The organism is Bdellovibrio sp. MYbb2 (assembly GCF_056175685.1).
The window spans coordinates 1,180,948-1,206,899 of record NZ_JBJKJI010000001.1; the positions used below are offsets into that span (position 1 = coordinate 1,180,948).

At 50.1% G+C, this 25,952-nt stretch carries 27 protein-coding genes and 1 pseudogene; 18 read left to right on the forward strand and 10 right to left on the reverse strand.

From position 1 onward, the window contains the following. Nucleotides 1-201: 201 nt before the first annotated feature. Together AC04MQ_RS05825 and AC04MQ_RS05830 are read right to left on the reverse strand one after the other, a co-directional pair. Nucleotides 202-699 (reverse strand): hypothetical protein, encoded by a 498-nt coding sequence (locus AC04MQ_RS05825; RefSeq protein WP_015092347.1) that lies wholly within the window; start codon nucleotides 697-699, stop codon nucleotides 202-204. A 70-nt stretch (nucleotides 700-769) separates the two neighbouring features. Then, nucleotides 770-3,058, reverse strand: coding sequence for an ATP-dependent helicase (locus AC04MQ_RS05830; RefSeq protein WP_475391482.1), 2,289 nt, complete (start codon nucleotides 3,056-3,058; stop codon nucleotides 770-772). 173 nt (nucleotides 3,059-3,231) lie between these two features. On the opposite strand from AC04MQ_RS05830, the gene AC04MQ_RS05835 reads away from it, so the two are divergent. Both AC04MQ_RS05835 and AC04MQ_RS05840 read left to right on the forward strand, forming a co-directional pair. After that, nucleotides 3,232-4,569, forward strand: a complete 1,338-nt coding sequence (locus AC04MQ_RS05835; protein WP_235046168.1) for a hypothetical protein — start codon at nucleotides 3,232-3,234, stop codon at nucleotides 4,567-4,569. 66 nt (nucleotides 4,570-4,635) lie between these two features. Continuing rightward, complete coding sequence (locus AC04MQ_RS05840) at nucleotides 4,636-5,169, forward strand: hypothetical protein (RefSeq protein ID WP_235046167.1); 534 nt, start codon at nucleotides 4,636-4,638, stop codon at nucleotides 5,167-5,169. Between the two features lie 61 nt (nucleotides 5,170-5,230). Here AC04MQ_RS05840 and AC04MQ_RS05845 read toward each other — a convergent pair whose 3' ends face one another. Then, entirely contained in the window at nucleotides 5,231-6,040 is an 810-nt protein-coding gene (locus tag AC04MQ_RS05845) for an SPOR domain-containing protein (RefSeq protein ID WP_235046166.1), read from the reverse strand. 133 nt (nucleotides 6,041-6,173) lie between these two features. Here AC04MQ_RS05845 and AC04MQ_RS05850 point away from each other — a divergent pair, with 133 nt between their 5' ends. Continuing rightward, nucleotides 6,174-7,025 (forward strand): inositol monophosphatase family protein, encoded by an 852-nt coding sequence (locus AC04MQ_RS05850; RefSeq protein ID WP_015092342.1) that lies wholly within the window; start codon nucleotides 6,174-6,176, stop codon nucleotides 7,023-7,025. Here the strand turns inward: AC04MQ_RS05850 and AC04MQ_RS05855 are convergent. Beyond that, nucleotides 7,022-7,807, reverse strand: a complete 786-nt coding sequence (locus AC04MQ_RS05855) for a murein L,D-transpeptidase catalytic domain family protein (RefSeq protein ID WP_015092341.1) — start codon at nucleotides 7,805-7,807, stop codon at nucleotides 7,022-7,024. The two genes, AC04MQ_RS05850 and AC04MQ_RS05855, sit on opposite strands and share 4 nt — an antisense overlap. A gap of 106 nt (nucleotides 7,808-7,913) precedes the next feature. After that, nucleotides 7,914-8,453, reverse strand: coding sequence for a hypothetical protein (locus AC04MQ_RS05860; protein ID WP_015092340.1), 540 nt, complete (start codon nucleotides 8,451-8,453; stop codon nucleotides 7,914-7,916). 194 nt (nucleotides 8,454-8,647) lie between these two features. Between AC04MQ_RS05860 and AC04MQ_RS05865 the strand changes: the two genes are divergently transcribed. After that, nucleotides 8,648-9,115: a hypothetical protein gene (locus AC04MQ_RS05865; RefSeq protein WP_015092339.1), complete on the forward strand. Its 468-nt coding sequence runs from the start codon at nucleotides 8,648-8,650 to the stop codon at nucleotides 9,113-9,115. A 36-nt stretch (nucleotides 9,116-9,151) separates the two neighbouring features. Here the strand turns inward: AC04MQ_RS05865 and AC04MQ_RS05870 are convergent, their stop codons facing one another. Next, nucleotides 9,152-9,448, reverse strand: coding sequence for a hypothetical protein (locus AC04MQ_RS05870; protein ID WP_015092338.1), 297 nt, complete (start codon nucleotides 9,446-9,448; stop codon nucleotides 9,152-9,154). A 32-nt stretch (nucleotides 9,449-9,480) separates the two neighbouring features. Next, a complete protein-coding gene (locus AC04MQ_RS05875; protein ID WP_475391486.1) occupies nucleotides 9,481-9,762 on the reverse strand; it encodes a CsbD family protein in 282 nt (93 codons plus the stop codon). A 224-nt stretch (nucleotides 9,763-9,986) separates the two neighbouring features. Here AC04MQ_RS05875 and AC04MQ_RS05880 point away from each other — a divergent pair, with 224 nt between their 5' ends. From AC04MQ_RS05880 to AC04MQ_RS05940, 13 genes and pseudogenes are all read left to right on the forward strand, one after another. Further along, on the forward strand, nucleotides 9,987-10,550 hold the full coding sequence (locus AC04MQ_RS05880; RefSeq protein WP_232469051.1) for a flagellar basal body-associated FliL family protein: 564 nt from the start codon (nucleotides 9,987-9,989) through the stop codon (nucleotides 10,548-10,550). Nucleotides 10,551-10,559: 9 nt separating this feature from the next. Continuing rightward, nucleotides 10,560-11,561 (forward strand): flagellar motor switch protein FliM, encoded by a 1,002-nt coding sequence (fliM, locus tag AC04MQ_RS05885; protein ID WP_015092335.1) that lies wholly within the window; start codon nucleotides 10,560-10,562, stop codon nucleotides 11,559-11,561. A 125-nt stretch (nucleotides 11,562-11,686) separates the two neighbouring features. Beyond that, nucleotides 11,687-11,938, forward strand: a pseudogene (fliN, locus tag AC04MQ_RS05890) (flagellar motor switch protein FliN); the annotation flags it as partial. 5 nt (nucleotides 11,939-11,943) lie between these two features. Then, complete coding sequence (locus AC04MQ_RS05895) at nucleotides 11,944-12,642, forward strand: FliO/MopB family protein (protein ID WP_015092333.1); 699 nt, start codon at nucleotides 11,944-11,946, stop codon at nucleotides 12,640-12,642. After that, the gene (gene fliP / locus AC04MQ_RS05900) at nucleotides 12,639-13,397 is read left to right on the forward strand and encodes a flagellar type III secretion system pore protein FliP (protein ID WP_011165671.1); all 759 of its coding nucleotides are present in this window, start codon (nucleotides 12,639-12,641) and stop codon (nucleotides 13,395-13,397) included. Before AC04MQ_RS05895 ends, fliP begins: the two co-directional genes overlap by 4 nt. Nucleotides 13,398-13,405: 8 nt before the next feature. After that, entirely contained in the window at nucleotides 13,406-13,678 is a 273-nt protein-coding gene (gene fliQ / locus AC04MQ_RS05905) for a flagellar biosynthesis protein FliQ (RefSeq protein WP_011165670.1), read from the forward strand. Then, entirely contained in the window at nucleotides 13,678-14,457 is a 780-nt protein-coding gene (gene fliR, locus AC04MQ_RS05910; RefSeq protein WP_015092332.1) for a flagellar biosynthetic protein FliR, read from the forward strand. Before fliQ ends, fliR begins: the two co-directional genes overlap by 1 nt. 32 nt (nucleotides 14,458-14,489) lie before the next feature. Further along, nucleotides 14,490-15,551 (forward strand): flagellar biosynthesis protein FlhB, encoded by a 1,062-nt coding sequence (flhB, locus tag AC04MQ_RS05915; protein ID WP_041577977.1) that lies wholly within the window; start codon nucleotides 14,490-14,492, stop codon nucleotides 15,549-15,551. Continuing rightward, entirely contained in the window at nucleotides 15,551-17,650 is a 2,100-nt protein-coding gene (flhA, locus tag AC04MQ_RS05920; protein WP_015092330.1) for a flagellar biosynthesis protein FlhA, read from the forward strand. The genes flhB and flhA overlap by 1 nt, the downstream gene beginning before the upstream one ends. Beyond that, the gene (gene flhF, locus AC04MQ_RS05925; protein WP_475391491.1) at nucleotides 17,640-19,073 is read left to right on the forward strand and encodes a flagellar biosynthesis protein FlhF; all 1,434 of its coding nucleotides are present in this window, start codon (nucleotides 17,640-17,642) and stop codon (nucleotides 19,071-19,073) included. The genes flhA and flhF overlap by 11 nt, the downstream gene beginning before the upstream one ends. After that, the gene (locus AC04MQ_RS05930) at nucleotides 19,070-19,900 is read left to right on the forward strand and encodes a MinD/ParA family protein (RefSeq protein ID WP_051026329.1); all 831 of its coding nucleotides are present in this window, start codon (nucleotides 19,070-19,072) and stop codon (nucleotides 19,898-19,900) included. Before flhF ends, AC04MQ_RS05930 begins: the two co-directional genes overlap by 4 nt. A gap of 79 nt (nucleotides 19,901-19,979) precedes the next feature. Continuing rightward, nucleotides 19,980-20,765, forward strand: coding sequence for a FliA/WhiG family RNA polymerase sigma factor (locus tag AC04MQ_RS05935; RefSeq protein ID WP_041577976.1), 786 nt, complete (start codon nucleotides 19,980-19,982; stop codon nucleotides 20,763-20,765). A 548-nt stretch (nucleotides 20,766-21,313) separates the two neighbouring features. Beyond that, nucleotides 21,314-21,745, forward strand: coding sequence for an Ig-like domain-containing protein (locus AC04MQ_RS05940; RefSeq protein WP_475391493.1), 432 nt, complete (start codon nucleotides 21,314-21,316; stop codon nucleotides 21,743-21,745). A 13-nt stretch (nucleotides 21,746-21,758) separates the two neighbouring features. Here the strand turns inward: AC04MQ_RS05940 and AC04MQ_RS05945 are convergent, their stop codons facing one another. Beyond that, entirely contained in the window at nucleotides 21,759-22,880 is a 1,122-nt protein-coding gene (locus tag AC04MQ_RS05945; RefSeq protein WP_015092325.1) for a sigma-70 family RNA polymerase sigma factor, read from the reverse strand. An 8-nt stretch (nucleotides 22,881-22,888) separates the two neighbouring features. After that, a complete protein-coding gene (locus tag AC04MQ_RS05950) occupies nucleotides 22,889-23,194 on the reverse strand; it encodes a polyhydroxyalkanoic acid system family protein (RefSeq protein WP_015092324.1) in 306 nt (101 codons plus the stop codon). A gap of 174 nt (nucleotides 23,195-23,368) precedes the next feature. Here AC04MQ_RS05950 and aspS point away from each other — a divergent pair, with 174 nt between their 5' ends. After that, complete coding sequence (gene aspS / locus AC04MQ_RS05955) at nucleotides 23,369-25,183, forward strand: aspartate--tRNA ligase (protein WP_475391496.1); 1,815 nt, start codon at nucleotides 23,369-23,371, stop codon at nucleotides 25,181-25,183. Between the two features lie 69 nt (nucleotides 25,184-25,252). Here the strand turns inward: aspS and AC04MQ_RS05960 are convergent, their stop codons facing one another. Continuing rightward, entirely contained in the window at nucleotides 25,253-25,915 is a 663-nt protein-coding gene (locus AC04MQ_RS05960; protein ID WP_015092322.1) for a DUF4097 family beta strand repeat-containing protein, read from the reverse strand. Nucleotides 25,916-25,952: the final 37 nt, after the last annotated feature.

Sequence of the window (25,952 nt, forward strand, 5' to 3'; positions counted from 1 at the left end):
GAAGAGGTGTTTTTGAAATATTCGATCTGACGTTTGGGTGAGAAAATGGCCTTACTCCGAATGATATTCGCGTAAATATTCGGGGGCCAAATGTGTTTCGTGGCTGGAATCATCCTTTTGGACGACAGCCTGGCATGTTTAGTTGAATAAAAAAAGCCCGGACGGTGCCGGGCTTTATCAACGTGCTGTCAGCTCTTAAAACTAGAAGTTGAAAGAATAAACTGCGGAAGTGAAATCCACAGAAGACGCCGTGTCTTCGTCGAACCAGTTCCATACTTCGAAGCGCTCAATGCCGATAGCGCCAGCGCCGTTAGCAAGTTTGTACTGAGCACCGTAGCGGAAGCTTGGACCAACAACAGTCTTGTCATCAGCGCCATCCATTTTGATCATGGAGATGCCCACGCCTGGAGCCAGGAACGCAGTCACGTTGGAAGCTTCAACAAGTCTTACGAAAGAGTGTGCACCAAAGCTCAATACTTGAGGGATGCCAGCGTCTTTCTTTTCAGTTTGCATGAACACGTAAGCACCCAGCGCGCCTTGGGCATCGTCAAATTCCATACGACCACCGATGTTCAATGCAGAACTGGTCATACCCAGATTGATGCTGGCAGTTTTGTTGCCGCCGTTGGAAGCAACATTTCTAGCTGCGAAGGAAACAGAAGAGGACAGAACACAAAGGACAACGATCAACTTTTTCATTAATTACTCCTTGTTAGTAACCCGAAGAAGTTTGTCAGTTATCCTCATTTTGGCAACAAAAAAAATATGACTATACGCGCTCCAAGCGGGCGTACTTCACCACGAATTTCTTCACAGTTTTATCCGTGAACATCACGCTGACCTTGAAGTTTTCGCCGGTGCCTTCAGTTGCGTACACAGTGCCGACCCCAAATGTCGGGTGTCTTACGCGCATACCTTTAGAGAATGGCGCAGATCCGCTCCCTTCATTGTCGTAATCCGGGAAGTCTTGAGCATCATCATAACTCTGCGTGCGAGCGCGATTGCGGTCAGAGCTGGTTGCGCCCCATTTCGGTGTGCCGCCAAAGTCAGAGTCATAAGAGCTGGAACCATAGCGGGCCATAAAACGCGGCGCTTCGGCTGAGGTTTTAAAGTCGATCAGGTTCTGCGGGATTTCCTTGATGAATCGTGAAGGCGGGTTGAACTGCTCCTGGCCCCACACGCGTCTCATTTTCGCGTAGGTCAACCACAGTTTCTGGCGAGCGCGGGTCATGCCCACATAAGCCAGACGGCGTTCTTCCTCTACATCTTCTTCACTGTCACTTTCCGCACTGCGAGCACTTGGGAAAAGATTTTCCTCAAGGCCCACAACAAACACGTAAGGATATTCAAGACCCTTGGAGATGTGCAGAGTCATCATGGTGACCGAGTTCTGTTCCTGATTCAAAGAATCCACGTCGTTCACCAGAGCCATTTCTTCCAGGAAGCTGATCAGCGTGGATTCTTCACCACGCTCTTGCACGAACTGGGCAATGGCGTTGTCCAGTTCCTCCAAGTTTTCGATACGTGCCTGGGATTCCGGGGATTCATCTTTTTTCAAAGCGGCCAGATATTCCGTGCGATCCAGAACCACGGCAAAGAATTCCAGCAGTTTCAGGTGCTGGGCATTTTGCTGAAGGTCTTTCATCAGATCAACAAAGCGGCGGATCTTGCCGGTGGTGCCGGCATTGAACAGGCGCTCGTCGCAGGATTTTTCAGCTGCTTCGAACATGCTCAGGTTCTTGTGGGCCGCGTATTCTTCGATTTTTTCAATGGTGGTTTTGCCAATACCGCGCGCGGGGACGTTGATGATGCGCTTCAGGGCGATATCATCTGCCGGGTTGATGGACAGTTTCATGTAAGAAATCATGTCCTTGATCTCCATGCGCTCATAGAAGCGCACGCCGCCGACCAGGCGATACGGAATACCCATGGTGCGCAGCTGTTCTTCCAGCACCCGTGATTGGGCATTGGTGCGATAGAAGATCGCATAGTCGTTGTGCGAGCCTTCGCCTTCGTTGATCATCGACTGGATGGTCTTTGCAACGAAGCGGCCTTCTTCGTATTCGTTTTTTTCTTCGCGCACGTGAATCAGATCACCGGCTTCGTTGGAGGTGAAAAGAGTTTTGTCTTTGCGCTGGGAATTATTTTTGATCACAGCCGTGGCGCCATTGACGATATTCGCGCTGGATCGGTAATTTTCCTCAAGCTTGATCACCTTCGCATCGCGGAAGTCTTTTTCAAAATCCAGGATGTTTTTGATGTCGGCTCCGCGCCAGCTGTAGATGGACTGATCCTCGTCACCCACCACGCACAGGTTGCGGTGAGCGGAAGCCAGCATCTGCACCAGCAGATACTGAATGTGATTGGTATCCTGGTACTCGTCCACCATGATGTAGCGGAATTTTTTCTGATACATCTGCAGAACATCAGGGTACATGCGGAACAGATCATAGGTTTTCAAAAGTAGATCATCGAAATCAAGGCTGTTGGCCTTTTTCATTTCGCGCTCATAGGCTTTGTAAACTTCAACAGTCTTTTGATCCATCAGACGTTTCGAGGACTTTTCCAAACCTTCCGGGGAAAGACCCATCATCTTGGCGCTGCTGATACGGCTTTGGAAGTTTTTTGCCGGATACATCTTGTCGTTGATATCCAGAGCGGTCATGACTTTCTTGATCTGGCTTAGCTGATCGGAAGAATCATAGATTCCGAAGAAGGGCTTATAATCCAGAAGTGTGATGTGCTGGCGCAGAACGCGAACACAGAAGCTGTGGAAGGTATTGATCCAAAGCTGGGTGTGAACAATGGCACCCATGTCCGCCAGGATCTTGTAAATACGATGTTCCATCTCTTTGGCGGCCTTATTGGTAAAGGTCACACACAGGATTTCATCGGAAGCCGCGACCCCTTGGCCGATCATATTGGCCATGCGGTGGGTAAGGACGCGGGTTTTGCCAGATCCGGCGCCGGCAAGGATAAGTAAAGGCCCTTCCAGGGTTTCGACGGCATCCTTCTGCGCGGGGTTCAGATTTTTCGTAACAAAATCAAGTACATCCATGGCGGCTTCCTTAATGTGCGTTTGCAGGGGCTGTCGAACTTCTGGTGAGACTGACAAAGTTTGTCTATCCCTAAGTTTTCATTGAGGTTTTCGCCATTTTCCACTATAACTATAACGCAATAAGTCAAGTGAGCGAGAGAACCCCTCCGTTTATAGAACTTAGAGAGGACTTTGTGAAGCGCGTTTTTAGCCGGATCACAGCAGCAATTCTAGTCGCAGGCGCCTTGGGCGCTTGTGCCCCGCAGTCTGAGAGCGCTGATCAGTCCGGCAATGTCCGCGTACTGGCACCACAAAGCAACTCCAAGGCCGGTTATTCCCTGCAGACGGTAGAGCTGCTTGGAATTGAAGACCTTCAGACCGTCACCGGTAAATTCGTTCGTTTTTTCCTCAGCCCGCGCATTACCAATAACTCCCTGCACGGCCGTCCTGCCGTGGCTCGCTTTATCAAAAATAAATCCGGTGATTTTATCCCGGCCAACGAAATGACCCAGCAACTGGTCACCATTTATGCTCACACACAGAAGCTGGCGCTGCTTGATGAAGAGCTGGGCGCTGGTGGTGTGAACCAGTGGCCGCGTGATGTGGGCGTGGGTGTCAGAGTGAAAGGTTCTTCCGGAGCCAATAACGCATTTTATGACGGAGCCACCGATTCCATGCTGGTGGTGCCTTACACGCAAGACGGTCTGGCAATCGCAATCAATGGCGGGATTCTGGCGCATGAGCATTTCCATTCTCTGTTCTTTAAACTGGTTTTGAAGGACGTCGTCGATGACGATGCCGGTGTACACAGCCGCGATTCCTTTATGGATGACGCCAGTATCGTACAAGAAGACTTGTCCGGTCGTGGTCGTCGCGAAAAGCCGGTGCTGATCGGTGATGAATTGGATGAAGCAACTCTTTTGAAATTCCACCGTTTGGCGATGATGCGCGGTCTGAATGAAGGCCTGGCTGATTTCTGGGGCTGGATGTACACCGGGAATCCTGATTTCATCGCTCAGTCCCTGCCAAGCCAGAAACGCGTTCGTTCCCTTGAGGTCAGTGATCTGTTTGGTATCTATGAGCTTCCGAATAAAACAGTCGTGCGTAATAACCTGGAGCTGTTCCATGCTTCCGGTGAACGCACGAAGTTCCGCGACTATGTCACGGGTTATGCTTACACGGTGGGAACGCAGTTTTCCCGCGTGCTGAAAAAGTTCACGGACATCTATTCCAAAGAACGCGGCCTTGAAGATCTTGCCGCCCGCAAAGAAGTGGCAAAGCTGGTTATCAAGATGCTGCCGTCTTTGAAGGTCGATCTGGCTGAAAAGAAAGACACTTACTATACGCATGATCAGTTCGTTCAAAGCCTGGTTAAAGAACTGGGCGAAATGAAAAAGAAAGAATGCGAATTCCTGGCTGAGGTTCTGGAAACTTCTGCAGAAACTCCGATGGTTTATTCCTGTGTGGAAGAAACTGGCTGGGTGATTAAATCAGCGACGGCCGAAAATCCTGAAGCACGGGAAGTGAAGTAAATGAAATTCGTCGCGGGATTGTTGTTATTCTTGTTGTCCGTAAGTGCTTTTGCCCAAGAGTCGCGAATGAAGACGCCCACGGAGGCGCCGGTGTCCTTGCTGGCGGCTTATCCGTTTGGCTATGAAATGCGCTATGAGCGCGGCAATTCCGGTGATCTGGAAGCCCGTCAGCCACGGAACTTTTCCATCGGCTATCATCGCAATCGCTACAGCCTTCTGGTGGAATACGCAAGCTTCACGGACACCACCGGCAACAGCACCTCCAGCATCGAGCGCCGTCATCAGGATATGACCCTGTGGGGCCGGTACAATGTCTTAAGCGGCAAAGAAGGCGGCATGCGCGGAGTGATTTATTTCGGTGCCGGCGTTGGTGGTTACGAGGAAGAAGTCATCACCCGATTCATGACCGACAGTCGTTCTGATAAAACCGGAATGAAGGTGATGGGTGGATTGTCTGCAGGGCTTGAGCTGTTTATCTTAAGCACCAGTCAGTATGGTGTGACCGTGGGGATGGAAGGCCGGGCATTGCTGGGGTCTGATTTTGATCCGAATCCGACTTTGGGTGCTGTTCTGCGTGCGGGCCTGGTGGTTCCGCTATAAAAAAAGCCCCGTTCTTTCGAACGAGGCTTCCTTAGGAATTTAATTAAAAGCGGGTGAACAATTACTCAGTGATCTTTTGAACGATCGCAGAGCCGACTTTCGCTTTAGTCACAAGCTCTGTGCGGTAAGCTTGAGCTTCTTTCTGAGTCGCAAACTGGCCAACACTTACGCGGAACCAGGTTTTGCCTTTGATATTTGCCGGGATATAGAACGCGCTATAACCTTTGTTTTTCAGGTCAGAAGCCATTTTCTGAGCTTCTGCTTCATCAGCATAAGACGCCACTTGCACAGTGAATTTGCCCACTGCGAACTGAGCCACATCTTTAGGAAGGGAAGAAGGCAGACGGTCTTCTTTCGCCGTTACTTTCTTTTCTGCTGCTTCCAAAGTTGTTGGAGCTTTGCCTGCCGCTACGTTTTTCGCAGCTTCAGATGGTTCGTTGTGCTGGGTTACAGGAGTTTTGTCACCTTTGGTTGGATTCGGTTTGTGAGTCTCAACTTTAGGTTCTTTGGATTCAACTTTTGTTTCAGCGATTTCACCGTGGTGACTGGCAGGAGCCGCGTGTTCACCGTGAGCTGGTGTTGCTTCGTTTTCAGTTGTTACAGGAGTCGTTTCATCCGCCACGAATTCTTCAGCAAGTTTCGCGATCTCTTCATCAGTCATCGCGCCCACTTTGCCTTCTGAGGTCCCGTGTTCAGAAACAGAAGCCACTTCACGCTCTTGGGTGTGAGAGGATTTTTGAGGTTCCAAAGCAGCCAGCTGATGTTGGTTGTCACTGTACTTCTTGCCTACAAATGTACCGATAGAGAAAGACAGCAAAGAAATAAAGAAAACTAAAGCTAGTTTCACCATCACATCCGTTTTAGAACTCATTTTTTCAATCCTCATAATTTTTAAACCCGCTTGAATGCTTAAGTTTCGGGCCCTTCCTTTGGCCCTGCAAACATGTTAGCGTTAATCCTCTGAACTGGTCAATCATCCAAGGGTCCTGCCCGAAGGGGAAAGCGTGGAAAACAGCGTAAAATCAAGGGATTGGAAGCAGGTCTTAGGTCAAGCTATTGAAGCTGTGAACCTGGGCCGACAGGTGCTTCTCAATTATTTCGGTAACTTAGAGCACGTCGAGGAAAAGTTCCAAGCGGGCCTTGTCAGCGAAGCCGACAAAGAATCAGAAAGAGTCATTGCAGAGCATCTTAGGAAAAATTTTCCGGAAATCGAGTTCCTGGGCGAGGAAACCTTCGCCGCATCTCACGGAACCGGGACAAAGGTCGCGTGGAGCAAGGCAGGCGCAAATGGGCGCTGGATCTTGGATCCACTGGATGGGACCACAAACTATGTTCATCGTTTTCCGATTTTCTGCATCAGCTTGGGTTTGGAAATCGACGGTCAAATTCAGCTCGCCGTGATTGATGTACCGATGTTGAATGAAACATACACCGCGATTCGCGGGCAGGGTGCATTCGTCAACGGCAAGCCTTTGCGAGTCAGCAAGAACACCGAACTGAAGAAAGGCCTGCTGGCCACGGGTTTTGTGTCAGAGCATGAACACGTGATTTCTGAACAGCTGAGAATCTTTGACGACATGGTTCGCAAATGCCGTGGTGTTCGCCGTCCTGGCGCTGCGGCTTATGATCTGGCGCAAGTGGCGCGCGGTGTTTTTGATGGTTATTGGGAACGCAATATTCAACCATGGGATGCAGCTGCAGGAATTCTTCTTGTCGAGGAAGCTGGTGGCGTCGTGCAGACTTACCGCGGTGAAGCCTACACGCCCTATAAGAATTCGATCGTGGCGGGAAATGCCGATATGGTCACAGAGATTCAAAAGGTCCTTGTGCCTCGCCTGAGCGAGGGCACAGACTAATTCTTTTTCTTGGTGGAAACCAGACGGCCCGACTGGGCCTCATCCACCAACGCTGGGTGGTAGTGATAGATCACGCTGCCACCCTTCAACAGCGGAATCAGCTTTTCCGCCATCGACAAAGACAACGCCGGGCAACCCCAGCTTAAACCCAGGCGGCCGTAAGGCTGTCCGGTTTTTTTATTGATCATATTAATGAAATCCTCGCCGACATACCAGGCTCCATGCACAACGATATCGCGGTTGTAAGCCTGATCGTTGGATCTTTGCAGGCCGTACATGCGCAGGGTTTTTCCGTAAGATCCGGTATACACTTCTCCGGTCAGATAAATTCCCAGTGACGTCTGGCGGGAATCTTTGGTGTTACTAAAGCGATAAGCATAGTTGCCATCACCACTGCCAATGCCGTGAGAGGTGTAGTATTTCTCAACCGCGCCGTTGCGAAGGTTGATAAAATAAAAACGTCTTTCGGTGGACGGCGCAGAATAATCCACGATGACCACATACTGTGGGCTGTTCAGGGTGACGTACTTGCTGCTGCGGTTGCGTTTGACTTCTTCGCAAGGGCGCACACTGGCCGGGTCTTTGCCTTCACAGGTGTAGGTGTCCTGCTGGAAGCTGCGGCCGCGGTTTTCATACATGAATTTGCTCAGGCGATTGACCGCATCGGCAGGCACTCCCTGAGAAATGATTTTACGATTGATGTTGTCCTGCTGGGCTGCAGAGGCAGAAAAGGCAGTGCAGAAAAGCGCTGTCCCCAGAATGTATGGCAAGGCATTTTTCATCAAGGTCCCCTTGTAAATAAGAGACCTTATAGTACGCCCTTTTCAGGAAAGAAACTGTCAGGATTTTTGACAGGTATAAAACACAAAAAGGGCGCTCAAAAGCCGTTTAATTCAAACGGATACGGAAAGAACCGAAGGTCACAGTTTCAGAGTATTCAACACCGTTGTCAGCTTTCACGTGCTTACGGGTGCGGATCAGAACGTCAACGTCCTGAGGTACTTCTCTGGTTTTAAAGAAGGACACGGATTGCTCCTGTACGCCACCTTGATTCAAGTGTTCAAGGTCGGTCTGCAGCAGAACTTCAGAATGCTTGTTCACCAGAAGCATTTCATAGTTGCTGTAAGTGATTTCAACGTTGGCGCCGTTAGGTGCAACATAGGATTCACGAGTCGGAGCAGAATCAAGAACCCACTGGGAGTTTTGGCATTTCACCATAGCCACGCGGAGGGTGGTTTGTTGTTCTTCATCGCTGGAAGAAGCGTTGATCAGGGACAACTGAACAACTTTGGCTTTTGCTTCCGGGGTGCCACGGGAAGAATCACAATAAGCAACAGAGCCATCAATAACCTTGTTCAAAGTGATGTCAGCGTGAGCCGCGCCAGAAGCCAGGATCATGGATAGGACAGAAAAGATCAGACGAGCCATGGGTATCTCCTTAAAAGTGATCCACTAGATACCACCAGACTGGCGGGCATTTCAAGTCCCCGTGATGGGGGAGCCACAGTTTTTATTAACGGGGGGTGTAAACAATCGGCTATTTTTTACCGAAGAGAGAGGCCTGGAGGGCATTTCAGATTACCTAAGGGGTGCTAAACCAATTTCACAAGCGCGCCTGGAGCGTGAAGCTCATTATTAAATCCTCGGGTCTTGCAAACTATCTCAACGGAAAAAGTGCCGTTAGTGAAAAGACACTTAAAAAGTATCTGGAAAAATACTTCGGGAATGAACACATTGACCCCTTGTTTGAGCTGGCGCCCTTAGCAAGCGCCAAGAGCGTTCCCAATGACTCTGGTCTGTATGCTCTTTATGATTCCTCCAAAAAGCTTTTGTATTTCGGTAAAGCAAGTCGTCTTAAAGTAGAGATGAACCAAACCCTGAATAGAGCTGCACCAAAACAGCTATGGGCTCTGGCGTCTAACAAGGCCACGTATCGACAGCCCAAGTTCAAGGAAATGGTCACCTATTTTTCCGTTTACAAAGTCACTCCGGATTCAAGTGAACTCAGACATCATTTGGAATCTTTCGTGTTGCGAGTGGTGCTCAACAGCACAATGAATCAACGCACTGGAAAGCTGAAAGTCAGATAAATAAAAAAGGGAGGTGGTGCCTCCCTTTTTTATTCGTCAATGGCTGAATTTGTTTTTGATTTCAGCTATCTTATCACCGACCTTGTCGCCCCACTTTTCCATGAAGCCTTTGACTTGAGTGTCATCAATGCCCACGGTGCTCATGGCCTGATGCACACGCTTATCAGCTTCTTCTCTGGAGATTCCTGTTTTTGCAGAAACCAGGGTGATCAGTTCATCGGGATTTTTCATCGCTTTTTTTATTTCTTCGTCGGTCAGGTTCAGCCCGGCGAACTTCTGTTTCAAGGCGTTAGAGAAATCGCCAAATTTGTTTTCAAATACCTGCTTGTCCATAACTTCTCCTTCCCTCGACCACAGTCGGGGGCTTAGTGAGACAGCTTGTTTTTGATGTCGTCGATTTTTGAATTCACCTTGTCGGAAGCTGATTCGGCTTTGCCTTCGAACTTTCTGTCCATTTTGGTCATGAACTCAGAAACTTGTTTTGACGCTTCTTCTTTGGAAAGTCCGATTTTCTGCTGAACCAATCCGCTTAAGGCTTCCATGTTGCCTTTGGTTTTTTGAATGTCATCATCGGTCAGGGCTCCCCATTTTTTGCGAAGCTCGCCCGATATTTCCTTGATTTTGCCTTGGAAGATATCCTTGTTCATAAGAACCTCCTTAGTCATAGTTGCTACCTTTATGGGGCGCCTGTTTGGCGAAATAGTCAAATTTTCGCGCCAAAACTTTGGCGCCTGTCATAGAATTACTACCCGGCAAACATTCACCACAGGGGCAAAAATTGCCCCAATTCAAATATGTTGTCCCGCAGTCACTGGCCCTCGGCGAAGGTCCTGTTGGCATCCGTGTTGCTTTCAATCTTGATAGGACCACTATGTGGTCATTCATCATGGAGGATGAAGTGGCTGAAGAAAAAGCGGCAGCATCGGATGTATCGTCAGCTCCGAGCGGGGGATCTGGACAAAAGCCTATTCTACTTATTGCCTTGGCGGTCGTTAATATGCTCGTCGTTGCAGGTGTTGGATTCATGCTCTATTCCAATCGCAAAAAAGAGGCGGCAGAACCTAAAATTGAACAAGTGATCAAAGGCGAAGCAGAAGCTCAGCACAAAGAGGCCACTGAAGAAAAAGAGGTCATCGGTAAAGTCGTTCCTCTGGAAACCTTTATTGTGAATCTGGCGGGCTCTAAAGGCCGTAAAGTCGCAAAAGTGAACATGGAGCTGGAAGTGACCGGCAGCCACGTCATGGAAGAGCTGGAAAAGCGCAAAGCCCAGATCCGCGACATCATTATTATTATTCTATCCAGCAAGACCTATGAGGATGTTTCCTCCAGGGAAGGCAAAGACAGTCTTCGCAGTGAAATCAAGGACACCATCAACTCTTTCCTGGTTCAGGGAAAGATTTCCAACGTGTTCTTCACCGAGTTTATTTATAACTAAGGCAGGACTATGAATCAGGTTCTTTCACAAAGTGAAGTGGATGCTCTGTTAGCCGCGGTCTCTGACGGGGACGTGGGCTCGCCAGAGGCGTCCAAGCCCGAAGCGCAGAACGTCGGTAAAGTCGACGAGCGCAAGATCGTTTCTTATGACCTTACCAGCCAGGACCGTATTATTCGTGGCCGCCTTCCTCAACTGGAAGTTATCTACGAGAAATTCATGCGTGCCTTCCGCGTTTCTTTGTCATCTGCTTTGCGTAAAATCGCTTCCATCACACTGACTTCCACTGAATTCCTGAAATTCGGGGAGTTCATCAATACATTGCCAATGCCGACGTGCATGTCGGTGCTGCGTTTCGGAAACCTGCGTGGTTCCGCACTGTTCGTGATCGAAAGCAAGCTGGCTTACGCACTGGTTGACAGTTTCTTTGGCGGTGCTGACCGTCCTTATACAAAAATCGACGGCAAGGACTTCACCCCAATTGAGCTTTCCATTGTCCAAAAGGTGGTGGGTCTGGCGATCAACGATATGGAAATGGCGTGGGCCTCCATTGAAAAGATCGGCTGTTCTTTTGTTCGTACCGAGGTGAACCCGCAGTTCGTGGGTATCGTGCCTCCGACGGACGTGGTTATTGCCTCCACGTTTGACGTGGAGCTTGAAAACGCGACGGGCACGATCTCTATCGTGATTCCTTACGCGACCATCGAGCCGATCAAACAAAAACTGCAGACCGGTTTCCAGGTTGAAACCGATCAGACAGACAAAAAGCTTTGGACTGCGATCATCCAGGAACAGCTTCTGGAAACAGACATGGAGATCAAAGTGAACCTGGGCGAAACCGAGATCAAGCTGAAAGATCTCATGAACCTGAAAGTCGGCGATGTGATTCCGCTGGATCAGGATGCTTCGGGTGAATTCGACGTGGCGGTCGAAGGTGTCAGAAAGTTTAAAGGTTATTACGGAATACATCATGGAACCGTGGCTGTGCAAGTGACCAGACCGGTGGAAAAGTAGGGGGATGAATGAGCGACGATACATTGGATAATCTGGCGGATCAGCTGGTGGCGGAAGCTGCCGGTATGGCTGAATCCAGCGGAAGAAAAGCTTCCAGCGAGATGCCAACACATAAAGACAGAAACCTGAGCCTGATCCTCGACATCCCTTTGAAAGTGTCAGTGGAATTGGGCCGTACCAAAATGCCGGTGAACGAACTGCTGAACCTGACTCAGGGTTCCGTGATCGAGCTGAGCAAGCTGGCGGGTGAGCCGATGGAAGTTTACGTGAATGACAAGTTGATCGCCCGCGGCGAAGCCGTGGTGGTGAACGAAAAGTTCGGCGTGCGTTTGACGGATATTATTTCACCTGCTGAGCGCGTAGAGCAGCTCAGATAAGAGGTATGAAGATGCGTTGGTTGCTTTCTTTGATCTTTGTAGTTTCAGTTTCTGCCCATGCGGAGCAGGCGTCCACGCCAACGGCGGCAGCGTCTGAATCCCAGGAGCTTTCCGCGGCCGCGACAGCAGAGCCAAATGATCTGCCAAAGACAGAGTCAAAGGATGTCACTAAAAATGACAACCGCAAAGAATCCGAGATTCTTCTGAATCTGGAATCCAACAAGAAAGCGGCCTCTGAAGGCGGCGGACTTTTCCGTATTCTTTTCACCCTGTCCATGCTGGGTGTTGTGGGTACGGGCGCGTTCTTCTTCCTGCGCAAGTATAAAGTTCCCAAAGCGATGAAACATCAGACGCAGATCAAGGTTTTGCAGCAGCACTACCTGGGTCCGAAGAAAAGTCTGGCAATCGTGCGCGTGGCGGGCGAGTCCATCCTGATCGGTGTGACGGATCATAATATCTCCATGATCAAGTCCCTGTCCCTTCTGGATGACGAAGTGCCTGAAGAAGCGCCACAAAGCTTCGGCAAAGTTCTGGGTCAGTCCAATTCCAAAAATGTGGACTTCGACGACACGGCGGCTGAAGAGGAAACTCCGCCTTCGCGCAAACGCAGCGCCAAGGATCTGGATCTGGACGAGGAATTTGCGATCAGTGGAATCAAGGATATCGTTTCCAAACGTCTTAAAGGCATGAGGTCTTTTCAGTGATCAGAAATAAATGGGCTCTTTGGAGTCTGCTTCTTTTGCCTCTGGTATTCTTCTTCGGTTCCAGTGCGTTTGCCCAAGTGACATTGCCAACAATGAACCTGGGTTTCAAGACAACCGACAACCCAAATGAGGTTGTGAACGCGGTGAAGTTGATCATGGTTATGACGGTGCTGACTTTGGCACCGGCGATCCTGATCATGATGACCGGTTTCACCCGTATTATTATTGTGCTGTCCTTCCTGCGTCAGGCGATGGGTGTGCAGCAGATGCCACCGAATCAGCTTCTGGTCGGACTGGCTTTGTTTTTGACTTTCTTCGTGATGCAGCCGGCGTTCAACGAAATGAACACCAACGGCATCCAGCCATATATGGCTGGCACGATTTCCCAGGATCAGGCGATTGAAAGAACTTTCGCGCCTTTGCGCAAGTTCATGTTCAATCAGACCCGTGATTCGGATCTGGCATTGTTCATTAAACTTTCCAAAGTTGAAAAACCAAAAACCCGTGCCGATGTTCCGACAATGGTTCTGGTTCCGGCCTTTGTGGTGTCCGAATTGAAAACGGCCTTCCAGATCGGCTTTATCATCTTCCTGCCATTCCTGGTGATCGACATCGTCGCTGCCAGCGTTTTGATGGCGATGGGTATGATGATGCTTCCTCCAGTTGTGATTTCGTTGCCCTTTAAGATCATGCTTTTTGTCCTGGTGGATGGATGGGGTTTGCTCATCGGTTCCATGGTCAAGAGTTTCGGGTGAGGTGAATAATGACAGATGAATTGGTAATCAGACTGGGACAAGACGCTCTTCGCACGACAGCCATGCTGGCGGCGCCACTTTTGATCAGCACGCTGGTCGTGGGTTTGGCAGTCAGTATCTTCCAGGCTCTGACTCAGATCAATGAGGCGACGTTGACCTTCATTCCAAAGATGATTGTGGTGGCGGCGGTGTTCGTTCTGGCCGGGCCATGGATGATGGACGTAATGAGCTCTTACACTGTGAATCTTTTTGAAAATATTGCCGTGATGGTGAGGGAATAGTGCTGAACTGGAGTGCGATGACCGAGGCTCAGATTCTGCTGTTTGCGCTGGTTCTGCTGCGCATGCTGGCGTATGTGATCTCTTCCGCGGTTTTTGGCTCTCCGTTGGTGAATACGCCGGTTAAGATCCTGCTTTCTCTGGTATTGAGTATGGTGCTTTACCCGGTGGTCAAAGTCGGCAACGTCGACTATCTCGTAATTTCCAATGAAATCATTGGCTTGGCAGTCCGAGAATTGATTGTCGGATTGGCTCTTGGTTTTTTAACCCGGTTGTTCTTCTTTGTGGTCAGTATGACAGGGGACCTGGTTTCCATGAGCGTGGGTCTGAGCGCGGCTCAGCTTTATAACCCGATGATGGGTTCCCAGGGTGGGGTGATCGAGCAGTTCTATTCTGCCATGGCGACTTTGGTGTTTTTGGCCATCAATGGCCATCACATGCTGATCAGTGCGATCGCGCAAAGCTATGAGCTTGTGCCGGTCAGTTCTTTGGCTTTGAATTTTGGTCCGTTTGCGGAAATCGCCGTATTCGGACAAGTTGCATTTGTAATGGCGATCAAGATGTGTGCCCCGGTACTGGTGGCGATCCTGATTGCCAATCTGGCAATGGGTATTCTGGGAAGAGCGGTCCCCCAGATCAACGTCCTGGTAACAAGTATGCCGGTGACGATCATGCTGGGTATGGCAGTGGTGTTTATCTGCCTTCCGCTTTTGATTATGGAAATGAATGGGGTTGTTGAAATCACAGCTAGCAAACTGTTTGATGTGATGAAACACTTATAGGGTAAGGCTTTTAAGTTCTAGGAAGGAACGAGATGGCTGAAGATAACGGCGAAAAGTCCGAAGAAGCAACGGACGCGAGACGGGAAGAGTTTCGCAAACGAGGGAACGTTGCACATACAAAGGAGCTGGCGTCCGCAGTAATGTTACTTGCGGCGGCTGGTGGCGTGTATGCTTTGGGCCGTTTTTTCTTCAAGGAAATGTACGAGGTTTTCCAGCACTCTTTCGGCGACGACATGGTGAAAATGGTGCGTGAAGGTAACTTTACCGAAGCGGCCCAGTACTGCGGTGTGAAAGCCATGATCCTGATTGCACCGGTTCTTTTGTTTGCCGGTATCATCGGCGCCGCCTCTTCAATTGTGCAAATCGGCTTCCTGCAGGTCGAAGACGCTGTTTCCCCTAATTTTGAAAAAGTAAATCCGGTTGAGGGCTTCAAGCGTGTTTTCAGCATGCGTGCCCTGGTCGAAGCTTTGAAGTCCATTTTGAAAATGGGTGCCGTGGCCATGGTGCTTTACTTCCTGCTGCGCAGTGAAGTCACGCAGGTGCCATACATGCTGACTTATTCCATCGATCAGATCATCGCCTACATTGGTGTGATCGTGGTGAAGCTTCTGGGTGGTGTCGGTGCCGTGATGCTGGTGATTGCCGGTGCTGACTATTTCTATCAGCGATTTGATCTTGAAAAGAAAATGATGATGACCAAGCAAGAGGTCAAGGAAGAACACAAGCAGCGCGAGGGTGATCCGATGATCAAGTCGCGCATTCGCCGCATTCAGCGCGAAATGGCGAGCAAGCGCATGATGTCCGAGATTCCGAAGGCGGACGTCGTCATCACCAATCCGACCCACATTGCAGTGGTTCTGAAGTATTCGGACAATCTGCCGGCACCGCAAATCGTGGCGATGGGTGCGGATCACGTGGCGGAAAAGATCAAGGAAATCGCGCGCGAAAACAATGTGCCGATCGTGGAAAACAAACCACTGGCGCGCACGATCTTCAAGACTTTGAAAATTGGACAGGTTATTCCCCGGGAGCTCTTCGTGGCTGTGGCTGAAGTGCTTTCATACGTTTACCGTTTGCGTAGGAAGAAAAGATAATGGATCAGTTGTTTCAGTTCTTAAAACGATTTGACAAGATCACCAAGAACACGGACTTGTTCATTGCCGTGGGCTTGCTTGCCGTATTGGCCGTGATGATCATCCCGCTTCCGCCGATGATGCTGGATCTGGCACTGACTTTCTCGTTGGCGATCAGCATCCTGATCCTGCTGGTAAGTATCTATACCGATCGCGCTCTGGATTTCACATCCTTCCCGTCATTGCTTCTGATGACGACTTTGTTCCGTCTGGCCCTGAACGTGGCGACCACCCGTTTGATCCTGACCCACGGTCACGAAGGTGAACAGGCGGCAGGTCACGTGATCGCGTCTTTCGCCAACTTTGTGGTTGGTGGTAACTACGTCATCGGTTTTGTGATGTTCCTGATTCTGATGATCATCAACTTCATGGTTATCACCAAGGGTTCCGGGCGCGTGGCGGAAGTTGCAGCCCGATTCACCTTGGATGCAATGCCTGGTAAACAGATGTCCATCGATGCAGAGTTGAACTCCGGTCACATCACCGAAGCCGAAGCGCGCAAACGCCGTAAGCAGGTGGAAGGTGAAGCGGACTTCTATGGAGCGATGGATGGTGCCTCCAAGTTCGTCCGTGGTGATGCCATTGCCGGTATCATCATCACCCTGATCAACGTGATCGGTGGTTTGGGTATTGGTGTGATCCAAAAAGGTCTGGATGTCGGAACGGCTGCCAAATACTACACCATGCTGACTATCGGTGATGGTCTGTTGTCCCAGATTCCGGCGCTTGTGATCTCCACCGCGGCCGGTATCATCGTGACTCGTACTTCCAACTCTGACAAAGACGTTGGTGAAGAGGTCACAGGTCAGTTGTTTGTGAAGCCTCGTGCCGTGATGATTTCTGGCGCGGTTCTGGTTCTTATGGGTCTGGTGCCGGGGCTGCCGACATTGCCGTTCCTGCTGATGGGTGGTTTGTTGTGCGGAACTTCCTGGGTTATCAAAAAAGCCCGCGCCGAACAGGCTGAAGTCGCCAAGAAACAATCCGAAGCGGCGCTGACTGCTCCGAAAAAAGAAAATATCGAAACGATGCTTCCGCTGGACATGGTCGAGCTGGAAGTGGGTTATGGCCTTATCAATATTGTTGAGTCCGATCACAGCGGTGACCTGCTGGAGCGTATCGTCAGTATCCGCAAGCAGTTTGCTTTGGATCTGGGGATTGTGGTTCCAAGTATCCACATCCGCGACAACCTGCAGTTGGCCCCGGGCGAATACCGCCTGATGATCAAGGGCAACCGCGTGGGTGGTGGCACCCTTCGTCCGGAAGCACTTCTGGCAATGGATCCGGGCAATGTGGCCGAGCGTATCGAGGGGATTCCAACCAAAGAACCGGCGTTTGGCCTGGATGCTTTGTGGATTTCGCCTGTGCGTAAAGAAGACGCTGAAGTTGCCGGTTACACCGTGGTGGATCTGCCGACGGTTATGGCCACTCACCTTACCGAGATTATCCGTACTCATGCGCATGAACTTCTGGGTCGTCAGGAAGCTTCCACTCTTATTGAGAACTTCAAGAAGTCTCATCCGAAAGTGGTTGAAGAGCTGGTGCCGGATCTTCTGCCACTGGGATCTGTGGTTCGCGTGTTGCAGAACCTGTTGAAAGAACAGGTTTCCATCCGTGATCTTCTGACAATCTTTGAAACTTTGGCCGACGATGCGCCTCGCACTAAGGACATCGAGGTTCTGACTGAACAGGTTCGTCGTGGTCTGGCTCGCGGTATCACTGCGAAGTACACCACGGATATGGGCAATATCCCGGTGATGACATTGCACCCGCACATTGAAGAGCTGATTGCCAACTCCCTGTTGCAGACAGAGCAGGGGGTTCAGCTGGTTATGGATCCGACGACGGCCCATCGTCTGATCAACGAAATCGCGCGGACGGTGGAACACCATCCGGAAGTGGCCGGTCAGCCGATCCTGCTGACCAGCCCGACATCGCGCCGTCATTTGTATAAGTTAACTTCCCGTTTTATCCCGCAGCTTGTGGTGCTTTCACACAATGAGTTGTCTTCGGATGCGGATGTGAAATCGGTTGCACTCGTGGAGATGAGCCATGCAGGTTAAGAAATTTGAAGCGCGTACCATGAAAGAAGCCCTCGAGATGGTCAAGACCCAGCTGGGTCCTGATGCCATCATTCTGTCGGCTCGTGACAACAACAAGAGCTTCGGTCTTGTCGGGGAAGGCAGCGTGGAAATCACCGCAGCAGTCTCTGAGGAAACCCTGCAGAAAAAGAAGTTTGCTGAATCTCGCCTGCGCGAGCAGGATCGTGCCCGTTTCCAGAACAGCACAGCCCGCCAGCAGAAAGAGCTGATCCACAAAATGGTGGAAAAGCATGTGCAAAAGAACACGGCACCAACTCCGATCACTCAGCGTCGTTATATCGACATTGAAGATGAATCCGAAACACGGGTTCGCAACGCCGCTCAAAGAGCTTTGAATGCCTTCCAGGAGCAGGATGAAATTTTCTCCCGCAGTGGTAACTCGGCTCCACGCAAGGCGGCTGCCCCAGCTCCGGCGCCAGTAAAAGCGGCACCAGTGGCAAGACCGGTGGTTGCAGCGGAAAGCCCGGAAGTGATTGCATTGAAAAATGAAATCGCCAGCCTGAAACAGGTGATCACTCAGTTCCAGCAGATGCCTCAGACGTTCACGGGTTCTCACCCGGGTGCAGACTATGGCATCAACTATGACCTGAGTTTCGTTTTTGAAAAGCTGACGAAAGCGGGCATGGCTCCGGAAATCGCGGCAGAGATCCTGACTACAGCTCAGGAGACTCTTCCGGCTTTGAAATTGAAAAATAAATCTTTGGTTGAAGCCTATGTGGCCCGCCATGTTTTGGATAACACCAAGATTGCCCAGAATCCGACTCAAGGGAAGATCCACTGCTTTGTGGGCCCAGCGGGCAGCGGCAAGACTTCTGCTTTGATCAAAATGGCCAGCCAGATGGTGGTTCGTGAAGGCAAAAAGATTGCTCTGTTCACAACAGACACTTTCAAAGTGGGCGCGGCTGATCAGATGAAGATCTATGCGCAGATTCTGAATGTGCCATTCTCGGTGATTCGCACCCAGAATGACTGGACGAATCTGATGCGCTATCTGGCGAATGTGGATTGTGTGCTTGTGGATTACACGGGCCTGAGCCTGAAAAGCAACGACGAGATTCATATGCTGAAAAGCCTACTTCCTCCGGCGGCATTGAATCCAAATATTCATCTGACGTTGTCAACCAACGCCAAAGACAGCGATGCGACTGAGCTGGGCCGCAGATATTCTGTTCTGGGTTATAAAGATGTGATCTTCACGTCTTTGGATGAATCCACCCAGCACGGGACTATTTACAACTTTATGAAACGCTTTGATGTGCCATTGCATTCCTTCGGTATCGGTCCGCGCGTGCCAGAGGACTTCGAGTTCGCAACCAAAGAGCGTCTTTTGGATCTGATTTTCAGAATCACGAAACTTAAACAACAGGACTCTGAAGCTGTATGAGAAATATGAACGCTTTTGATATGCAGCGCACACGCACGATCAGCATCACTTCCGGCAAAGGCGGGGTGGGGAAGACCACTCTGGTGGCGAACCTGGCTTTGTCTTTGGCTCAAAAAGGGAAGAAAGTGCTGATCCTGGACGGGGACCTGGGGATGGCGAACGTGGACATTTTGTTCGGTGTTCGTCCTTCCGGAAACATGCATGACATTATCGCCGGTCGCAAGGAAATGCGCGACATCCTGATGGAAGTGTCCAAGGACGTCTTTCTGATTCCAGGTGGCAGTGGGGTGGTTGAATTCAATCATCTGAATCATTTCGAAAGAAGAGCCATGGTGGAAGCCGTCAGTGCTTTGCCTCTGGGTTTTGACTATCTGCTGATTGATACCGCCCCGGGGATTGCTGAAAACGTTTTGTTCCTGAACTCGGCGGCTCAGACGGTATCTGTGGTGATCACTCCGGATCCGGCAAGTTTTGCGGATGCTTATGCGCTGATCAAGGTTCTGCACAAGCAGTACAAGGTGAATCACTTCTCTATTATTTGCAATCAAGTGCGAGATGAACAGGAAGGTCTGGGTCTTTACCAGCGCTTCAACGATGTGGTGAACAAGTTCCTCTACATTGGTCTGGATTATTGGGGCTCAGTTCCCAATGATGTGGTTTTGCGAAAAGCAAACCAAATGCAACGTCTCATTGTGAGACACGATATCAGTGCTGAATCTTCCAAGGCGATTCGTCAAATTTGTAATCAGGTGGAGAAATCCTCCAAACAAATCGAGAGCACGGGTGGCATGCAGATGTTCTGGGATCAGGTCGTGGGGAGCGCTTAGGTCCAACTCCACAGTTATGTGAGAATTGGACTTTTAGGGCATGGACCTGTTTGATAACATAGACTTCAAGAGGGAAAATATGGGGAAAAATGCGGCATTGTTGAAGAAGTACAAGGAAGAGCCACGCAAGCTCGCTCCGACGCAAAAAGATGATCTTATCAGAGAGTACGCTCCGTTGATTAAGTTCATCGCTCAGAAGATTGCGGTACGACTTCCCTCCAATATCGAGCTGGATGACCTTATTTCAGCAGGTGTCATCGGTTTGATGGATGCGATTGAAAAGTACGACTCCACTCGTGACAATAAATTCAAAACCTATGCTGAATTCCGCATCCGTGGAGCAATCCTGGATGAACTTCGTGCACAGGACTGGGTTCCCCGCTCTATCCGTGATAAAGCCAAGCTTTTGGATAAAACCATGGTGCAACTGGAAGCTGATCTTGGTCGTACTCCCTCCGACGAAGAAGTGGCTAAGGCACTGAATGTAAATATTGATGAATTCCACGATCTGGTGAATCAGGTTCGCCCGGTCAGTTTGTTGCCAATCGATCAGGCGACAAGCTTCAGCAATACCGACAAGAAATCCATCATGGATATCCTTGAAGGTTCCCGCACCAACAGCCCGTTCAATCAATTGAATGTCAAAAACATCAAAGAAGTTGTAGCGCAGGCGATTGAAGAATTGCCAGAGCGTCAGCGCCTGGTTCTGTCTTTGTATTATTACGAAGATCTGAACTTGAAAGAGATCGGTCAGGTTCTGCGCGTGACAGAATCCCGCGTGTCCCAATTGCATGCTCAAGCCGTCGCCCGTCTGCGTGCGAAACTGGCAGCAACCATCGGCGCCGGCGAACTCGAAATCGCCTGATAGTCAGCAAACGAGAATAAGAAAAAATTTGAAACTCCCGGAGAGAAATCCCGGGAGTTTTTTGTTATCGGGCATATCACAAAGTGGCAGGGTCTTTGCTTAAGGGTTCTTTATAAGCATGAATGCTTATGAAAACCACAAGGAGGAAACCGTGGGAACAGAAAGAACAAACAGGCCACAACAGGGTGATTTGAACAAAGACAGATCTCAAAGAGAAGAAAGCAGCCGTTTGGAGAGAGAGCGTTCTTCCGAGAGAGGTTCTCAAACATCCCAAAGACCTCAACAAGATAGATCCGACAGAAGAAACAGCAGATAGCCGTTCTCCTTTTGTCTTCGAGCGAGAAGGGGCCTTCCTTAAAGCGGAAGGTCCCTTTTTTATTTTCCCTTCCAACGGTTCATTAATCGGGGCAAAGTGCCCGTTCAAGCGGGGCGGGATGACCTGTGGGCAATGACAGCAGACGCGCCCTTCTATGAAATTCCCACCATCGAAGAAATTCATTTTGCCCCATCATCGCGATGGGAATGAAATGGATTTTAAGGAGGTGCTTATGAAAATCTTAACAGGTCTTTTTCTGGGTCTACTCCTCGCTTCACCCGTTTTGGCATACGAGGATTTCAACGAAAGCGATATCAATGAAGTGTACGTGATCAGTGTGACGGACGACACGACAACGCTGGACCGGGATTACTATTACAATTTCGGGCGCACACGTTTGTTCCAGGATAAACGGGCAACATTCTATCTGCGCAACAACAGCGGACTTCCCATGTACATTAATGATTTTGATATGAGCGGCGACAATTCTTTTGATTACGCTGAAAACTGCCCTCAGATTCTTTTCAGAGGTCAGCAGTGCCGTATTCGTGTGTTCTTTGAACCGCGTCGTTTGGGACAGCATCGCGCGGAACTGGAAATTGAGCTGACTCCTCAGGAAGACGTCGTACTGAATTTGCGTGGGCGCGGTGTCTTGAACTACTAAAAGACAAAGACGCCTACTCTGAGGCGTCTTCTTCCATCTTGGCTTTGATTTTTTTCATCAGGCGGGCCTCCATCTGACGGACGGCCTCGCGGGTGATGCCGTGCTTTTCGCCGATCTCCTGCAGGGTCAGCGGATCGTCATTCAGAATACGTTCATCCAGAATGATCTTTTCCCGTTCAGAAAGTTCCGGACGGATTTCTTCAATCTTTTGTTTCAGAATTTCCAGCTGTTCACTGTGGGCCATGGCTTCATCCAGTGGCTGGTCGGAAGGGCCGCGCTGCAAATCCCCCAGAGTGGTGCCGGAATCATCGTCCACCGGACGATCCAGACTGACATCGCGACCGGACATACGCATGGTCATGTCGCGCACTTCGTCTTCGGGAATACCCAGACGGCTGCTGATCAATCCGATATTGGGTTCAATGCCCATGGCATCCAGTGCTTCTTTTTCTTTTTGCAGCTGATAGAACAGTTTGCGCTGGTTCTGAGTGGTTCCGATGCGCACCAAAGAATACTGGCGCATCAGGAATTCCTGGATATAACCGCGAATCCACCACACCGCATAGGTGATCAGGCGCGCGCCTTTGTACGGGTTGAACTCGCGCACGGCGTGCATCAGACCGACGTTGCCCTCTTGGATCAAGTCGATCATTTTTGAACCGAATTTGGAATATTCAGCAGCGACCTTCACCACGAAACGCAGGTTGGCTTTCACCAGGGCCTGGGCCGCTTCAGGGTCTTTGCTTTCAAAGTATTTTTTTGCCAGAGCCATTTCTTCTTCGCGGGTCAGAACTTTGTAGCGACGGATCTCGTTCAGATACATCACCAAAGGATCAGCGGAAGTAATGGCCTTGGAGGTGTCGGCGACAGCCAGAGTCTTGGTGTCTTCCTCGACCTCGGGAAGATCGTCCTCGACACTTGGGACGGCGTAGGCTTTTTCGGCCTCTTCATGCGAGCGAAGCTCGTCGCTGTGAGCGTCTTCCACCAGCTCGGCCACAACTGTTTTTGATTCAGTGGGGGCGGGCTTTGTGTTTTTCCCAGACGCAGCCTTGCCCGCGGGCTTCTTGGCAGAAGCCGTCTTGGACGGGGACTTGGTCTTAGGGGTGGAGGGGCTTTTTGCTTTCGTTTTCGCCATAAGCTCAACTAGCCAAGGTATTTAGCCAGTTTCCTTTGCAGAGTCTCGGTGACTTTACCTTTGAAGGGGGTCAGCATCAATGGCAGATCCACGGTGACAGAGACTTTGCTCCCTGCGCCAGCCGTAGCCACGGTCATATCCGCTTTAAACTGGGATCCCTTGAGGTTGGCGCACTTGGTGCCGTCATCAAAAGAGCACTGAATTTTTGGGTCAAAGCGTCGAATATCCTGATCATTCGAGAGGAATTCTTTGATCTTCTTGTAGGCTTCTTCCGCGGAATGGCTACTAGAGTGATCAATCGTAAACTTAGGCATCGGATATCTCCTTATTTCTGTTTTGAAATTATAGGGGGAAATGCTTGGTAAATGAAGCAGAATGGCTGGGTCTGGGGGACTCTCTTAAGGTTCTGTTATGAAGAGTATAAGAATATGGTTTTTGACTGCAATGGCACAATATGTAAATCTGGGGCCCACGAACAAGGTAGACATATGAAGTTTGTTAAAGAGCTAAAAAGAACACATTATTGCGGAAGTCTGGGCGTTTCCCAGGCAGGTCAAAAAGTTGTATTGATGGGTTGGGTCGATGTGCGACGTGACCACGGCAGCTTGGTATTCATCGATTTGCGCGACCGTGAAGGCATCGTTCAGGTTGTTTTGGATCCAAATAAAGCCGAGACCGCTTCCTCAAAAAATCTGCGCGGTGAATTTGTTCTGGCGGTTGAGGGTGTGGTTCGTGCACGTCCAGACGGCATGAAGAATGCGAAAATCAAAACCGGTGAAGTTGAAATTGAAGCGATCCGCTGCGAGATTCTGAATGAATCCGCGGTCCCGCCATTCCAGGTCAGCGACACGAATGTGAACGAAATGCTGCGTTTGAAATACCGTTACCTGGATCTGCGCAGCTCGCGTCTGTCCAGCCATCTGATCACTCGTCATAAAGTAGCCCAGCTGGTTCGTCGTTTCCTTTCGGACAACGGTTTCCTGGAAGTTGAAACTCCGATTCTTTACAAGTCCACTCCGGAAGGCGCGCGTGACTATCTTGTGCCATCCCGTGTGAATCCGGGCCATTTCTATGCGCTGCCTCAGTCTCCGCAGACGTTGAAGCAGCTTTTGATGATCTCCGGTTACGACAGATACTTCCAGATCGCCCGCTGCTTCCGTGACGAAGACTTGCGTGCGGATCGTCAGCCGGAATTCTCCCAGATCGATATGGAAATGTCCTACATCGATCAGGAAGACATCATGGAGATGAACGAAAAGCTTCTGCGCACGATCTGGAAAGAGATCAAGGGCATCGACGTGGGCGCAATCCCGCGCATGACTTACCAGGAAGCGATGGACAGATACGGTATCGATAAACCGGACACGCGTTTCGGGGTTGAGATCAAGGATCTTAAATCCATCGTGACGGGTTCAGGCTTCAAGGTCTTTGACGATGTTCTGGCTCGTGGCGGGATCGTTCGTGGTATCGCAGCTCCGAAAGGCGGCAGCTATTCCCGTGGTCAGCTGGATAAACTGACTGACATGGCGAAACGCGCGGGCGCAAAAGGTCTTGTGTGGATTAAATCAGAGGCGGACGGCACGCTGTCTTCTTCTGTTTCCAAATTCTTCAGCCCTGAAAAACTGGCTGAAATGTTCAAAGCCTGCGGCGGTGAAGCCGGTGACTGTGCTTTGGTTGTTGCGGATGATTACGACACCGCTTGTGCGGCATTGTCCACGTTGCGTTTGCACCTGGGCCGTGAGTTGAATCTGATCGACAACAGCAAATACAAATTCCTGTGGGTGGTGGACTTCCCATTGCTTGAGTACTCTCCGGACGAAAAGCGCTGGGTGGCTCGTCACCATCCGTTCACATCTCCAAAGGATGAGTTCGCGCAGGATCTGGTTAATAACAATGAAGCTGCTTACGGCAAGATGCTGGCGAAAGCCTACGACCTTGTGTGCAACGGTTACGAAATGGGTGGCGGAAGTATCCGTATCTATCGCAACGAAATTCAGCAGGCGATGTTCCGTCTGTTGGGCATGAGCGAAGAGGAAACCCAACACAAGTTCGGCTTCTTCCTGGAGGCTTTGAAATACGGAACTCCTCCGCACGGTGGTATCGCCTGGGGTATGGACCGTCTTGTGATGCTTCTGTGTGAAACAGATGCGATCCGTGAAGTGATTGCGTTCCCGAAAACTGCGAAGGCAACAGACTTGATGTCTGACTGCCCAAGCGAGGTGAACCGCGATCAGCTGGCGGAAGTCGGTGTTCGTCTAAGCACACTGGCTGAAAAGCATCTGGAAGATCTGAAGAAGAGCTAAAAGATAAAAAACAAAAAAGCCCGGGATGGAAACATTCCGGGCTTTTTTTATTTCTAAAATGATTTCAATTTATTCCAGTGCGGATTCAACAGTGATCGGGCCTTCGATCGTCTGCACCTGAATGCGACCGACTTCTGCCGACTCAACCCCGGCCACCGGTTCCTGCTTCAAAGAATTATCAATGGGGCCAGACACCGATTGCAGATCCAGTTCGTATAGTGCCGCTGGTGGCAGGCGCAGGGTCACATGTCCTTCGCGAGTTTCAATGCGAATCTGTTTTTTGAAAGTCTCGGGTACGTAAACTTCAGCTTTTAGGTGCGAGTCGGTGGTCTTGCTCAGTTCCTGACCGTTCACGTTCATCTGAATCCAATGGCTGGCCAGTGGTTCCTGAAATTCAAGATGCAGGCGGGTTTTTTCGGCGGTTTGCAGGATGTAGCGGCCTTCTTCAAAGCGGGGCACTTTGCCCGACAGGCGCACTTTCAGGGTGCTGCCATTGTAGGTGCGCAGTTCAACATCCACACGGCGGGAAGAGATCAAAATCTCGTCCATACCCTGCAGGAAAAATTCCTCGTTTTCTTCATGAGTCTGACCTTGCAGAAAACGGTCCGCGACGGAATTGAAGGCGTTAAAGACAGTTCCGGGGTTATTGAAGACGTAACCCATCAACAACATCAAAGAGCCAGCAAGAATAAAAAATAATGCCGCAGCGGCAAGCAGGAGCTTCTTTAACATGCGAAGAAACTAACACATTGAAAAAGCAATTGAAACG

Bases quoted from the DNA above. Each gene is read 5' to 3' on its own strand.
- AC04MQ_RS05825 (WP_015092347.1), bottom strand. From the start codon at position 699: ATGAAAAAGTTGATCGTTGTCCTTTGTGTTCTGTCCTCTTCTGTTTCC.
- AC04MQ_RS05830 (WP_475391482.1), bottom strand. From the start codon at position 3,058: ATGGATGTACTTGATTTTGTTACGAAAAATCTGAACCCCGCGCAGAAG.
- AC04MQ_RS05840 (WP_235046167.1), top strand. From the start codon at position 4,636: ATGAAGACGCCCACGGAGGCGCCGGTGTCCTTGCTGGCGGCTTATCCG.
- AC04MQ_RS05845 (WP_235046166.1), bottom strand. From the start codon at position 6,040: ATGAGTTCTAAAACGGATGTGATGGTGAAACTAGCTTTAGTTTTCTTT.
- AC04MQ_RS05855 (WP_015092341.1), bottom strand. From the start codon at position 7,807: ATGAAAAATGCCTTGCCATACATTCTGGGGACAGCGCTTTTCTGCACT.
- AC04MQ_RS05860 (WP_015092340.1), bottom strand. From the start codon at position 8,453: ATGGCTCGTCTGATCTTTTCTGTCCTATCCATGATCCTGGCTTCTGGC.
- AC04MQ_RS05870 (WP_015092338.1), bottom strand. From the start codon at position 9,448: ATGGACAAGCAGGTATTTGAAAACAAATTTGGCGATTTCTCTAACGCC.
- AC04MQ_RS05875 (WP_475391486.1), bottom strand. From the start codon at position 9,762: ATGAACAAGGATATCTTCCAAGGCAAAATCAAGGAAATATCGGGCGAG.
- AC04MQ_RS05880 (WP_232469051.1), top strand. From the start codon at position 9,987: ATGTGGTCATTCATCATGGAGGATGAAGTGGCTGAAGAAAAAGCGGCA.
- fliM (WP_015092335.1), top strand. From the start codon at position 10,560: ATGAATCAGGTTCTTTCACAAAGTGAAGTGGATGCTCTGTTAGCCGCG.
- AC04MQ_RS05895 (WP_015092333.1), top strand. From the start codon at position 11,944: ATGAAGATGCGTTGGTTGCTTTCTTTGATCTTTGTAGTTTCAGTTTCT.
- fliQ (WP_011165670.1), top strand. From the start codon at position 13,406: ATGACAGATGAATTGGTAATCAGACTGGGACAAGACGCTCTTCGCACG.
- flhB (WP_041577977.1), top strand. From the start codon at position 14,490: ATGGCTGAAGATAACGGCGAAAAGTCCGAAGAAGCAACGGACGCGAGA.
- flhA (WP_015092330.1), top strand. From the start codon at position 15,551: ATGGATCAGTTGTTTCAGTTCTTAAAACGATTTGACAAGATCACCAAG.
- flhF (WP_475391491.1), top strand. From the start codon at position 17,640: ATGCAGGTTAAGAAATTTGAAGCGCGTACCATGAAAGAAGCCCTCGAG.
- AC04MQ_RS05930 (WP_051026329.1), top strand. From the start codon at position 19,070: ATGAGAAATATGAACGCTTTTGATATGCAGCGCACACGCACGATCAGC.
- AC04MQ_RS05935 (WP_041577976.1), top strand. From the start codon at position 19,980: ATGGGGAAAAATGCGGCATTGTTGAAGAAGTACAAGGAAGAGCCACGC.
- AC04MQ_RS05940 (WP_475391493.1), top strand. From the start codon at position 21,314: ATGAAAATCTTAACAGGTCTTTTTCTGGGTCTACTCCTCGCTTCACCC.
- AC04MQ_RS05945 (WP_015092325.1), bottom strand. From the start codon at position 22,880: ATGGCGAAAACGAAAGCAAAAAGCCCCTCCACCCCTAAGACCAAGTCC.
- AC04MQ_RS05950 (WP_015092324.1), bottom strand. From the start codon at position 23,194: ATGCCTAAGTTTACGATTGATCACTCTAGTAGCCATTCCGCGGAAGAA.
- aspS (WP_475391496.1), top strand. From the start codon at position 23,369: ATGAAGTTTGTTAAAGAGCTAAAAAGAACACATTATTGCGGAAGTCTG.
- AC04MQ_RS05960 (WP_015092322.1), bottom strand. From the start codon at position 25,915: ATGTTAAAGAAGCTCCTGCTTGCCGCTGCGGCATTATTTTTTATTCTT.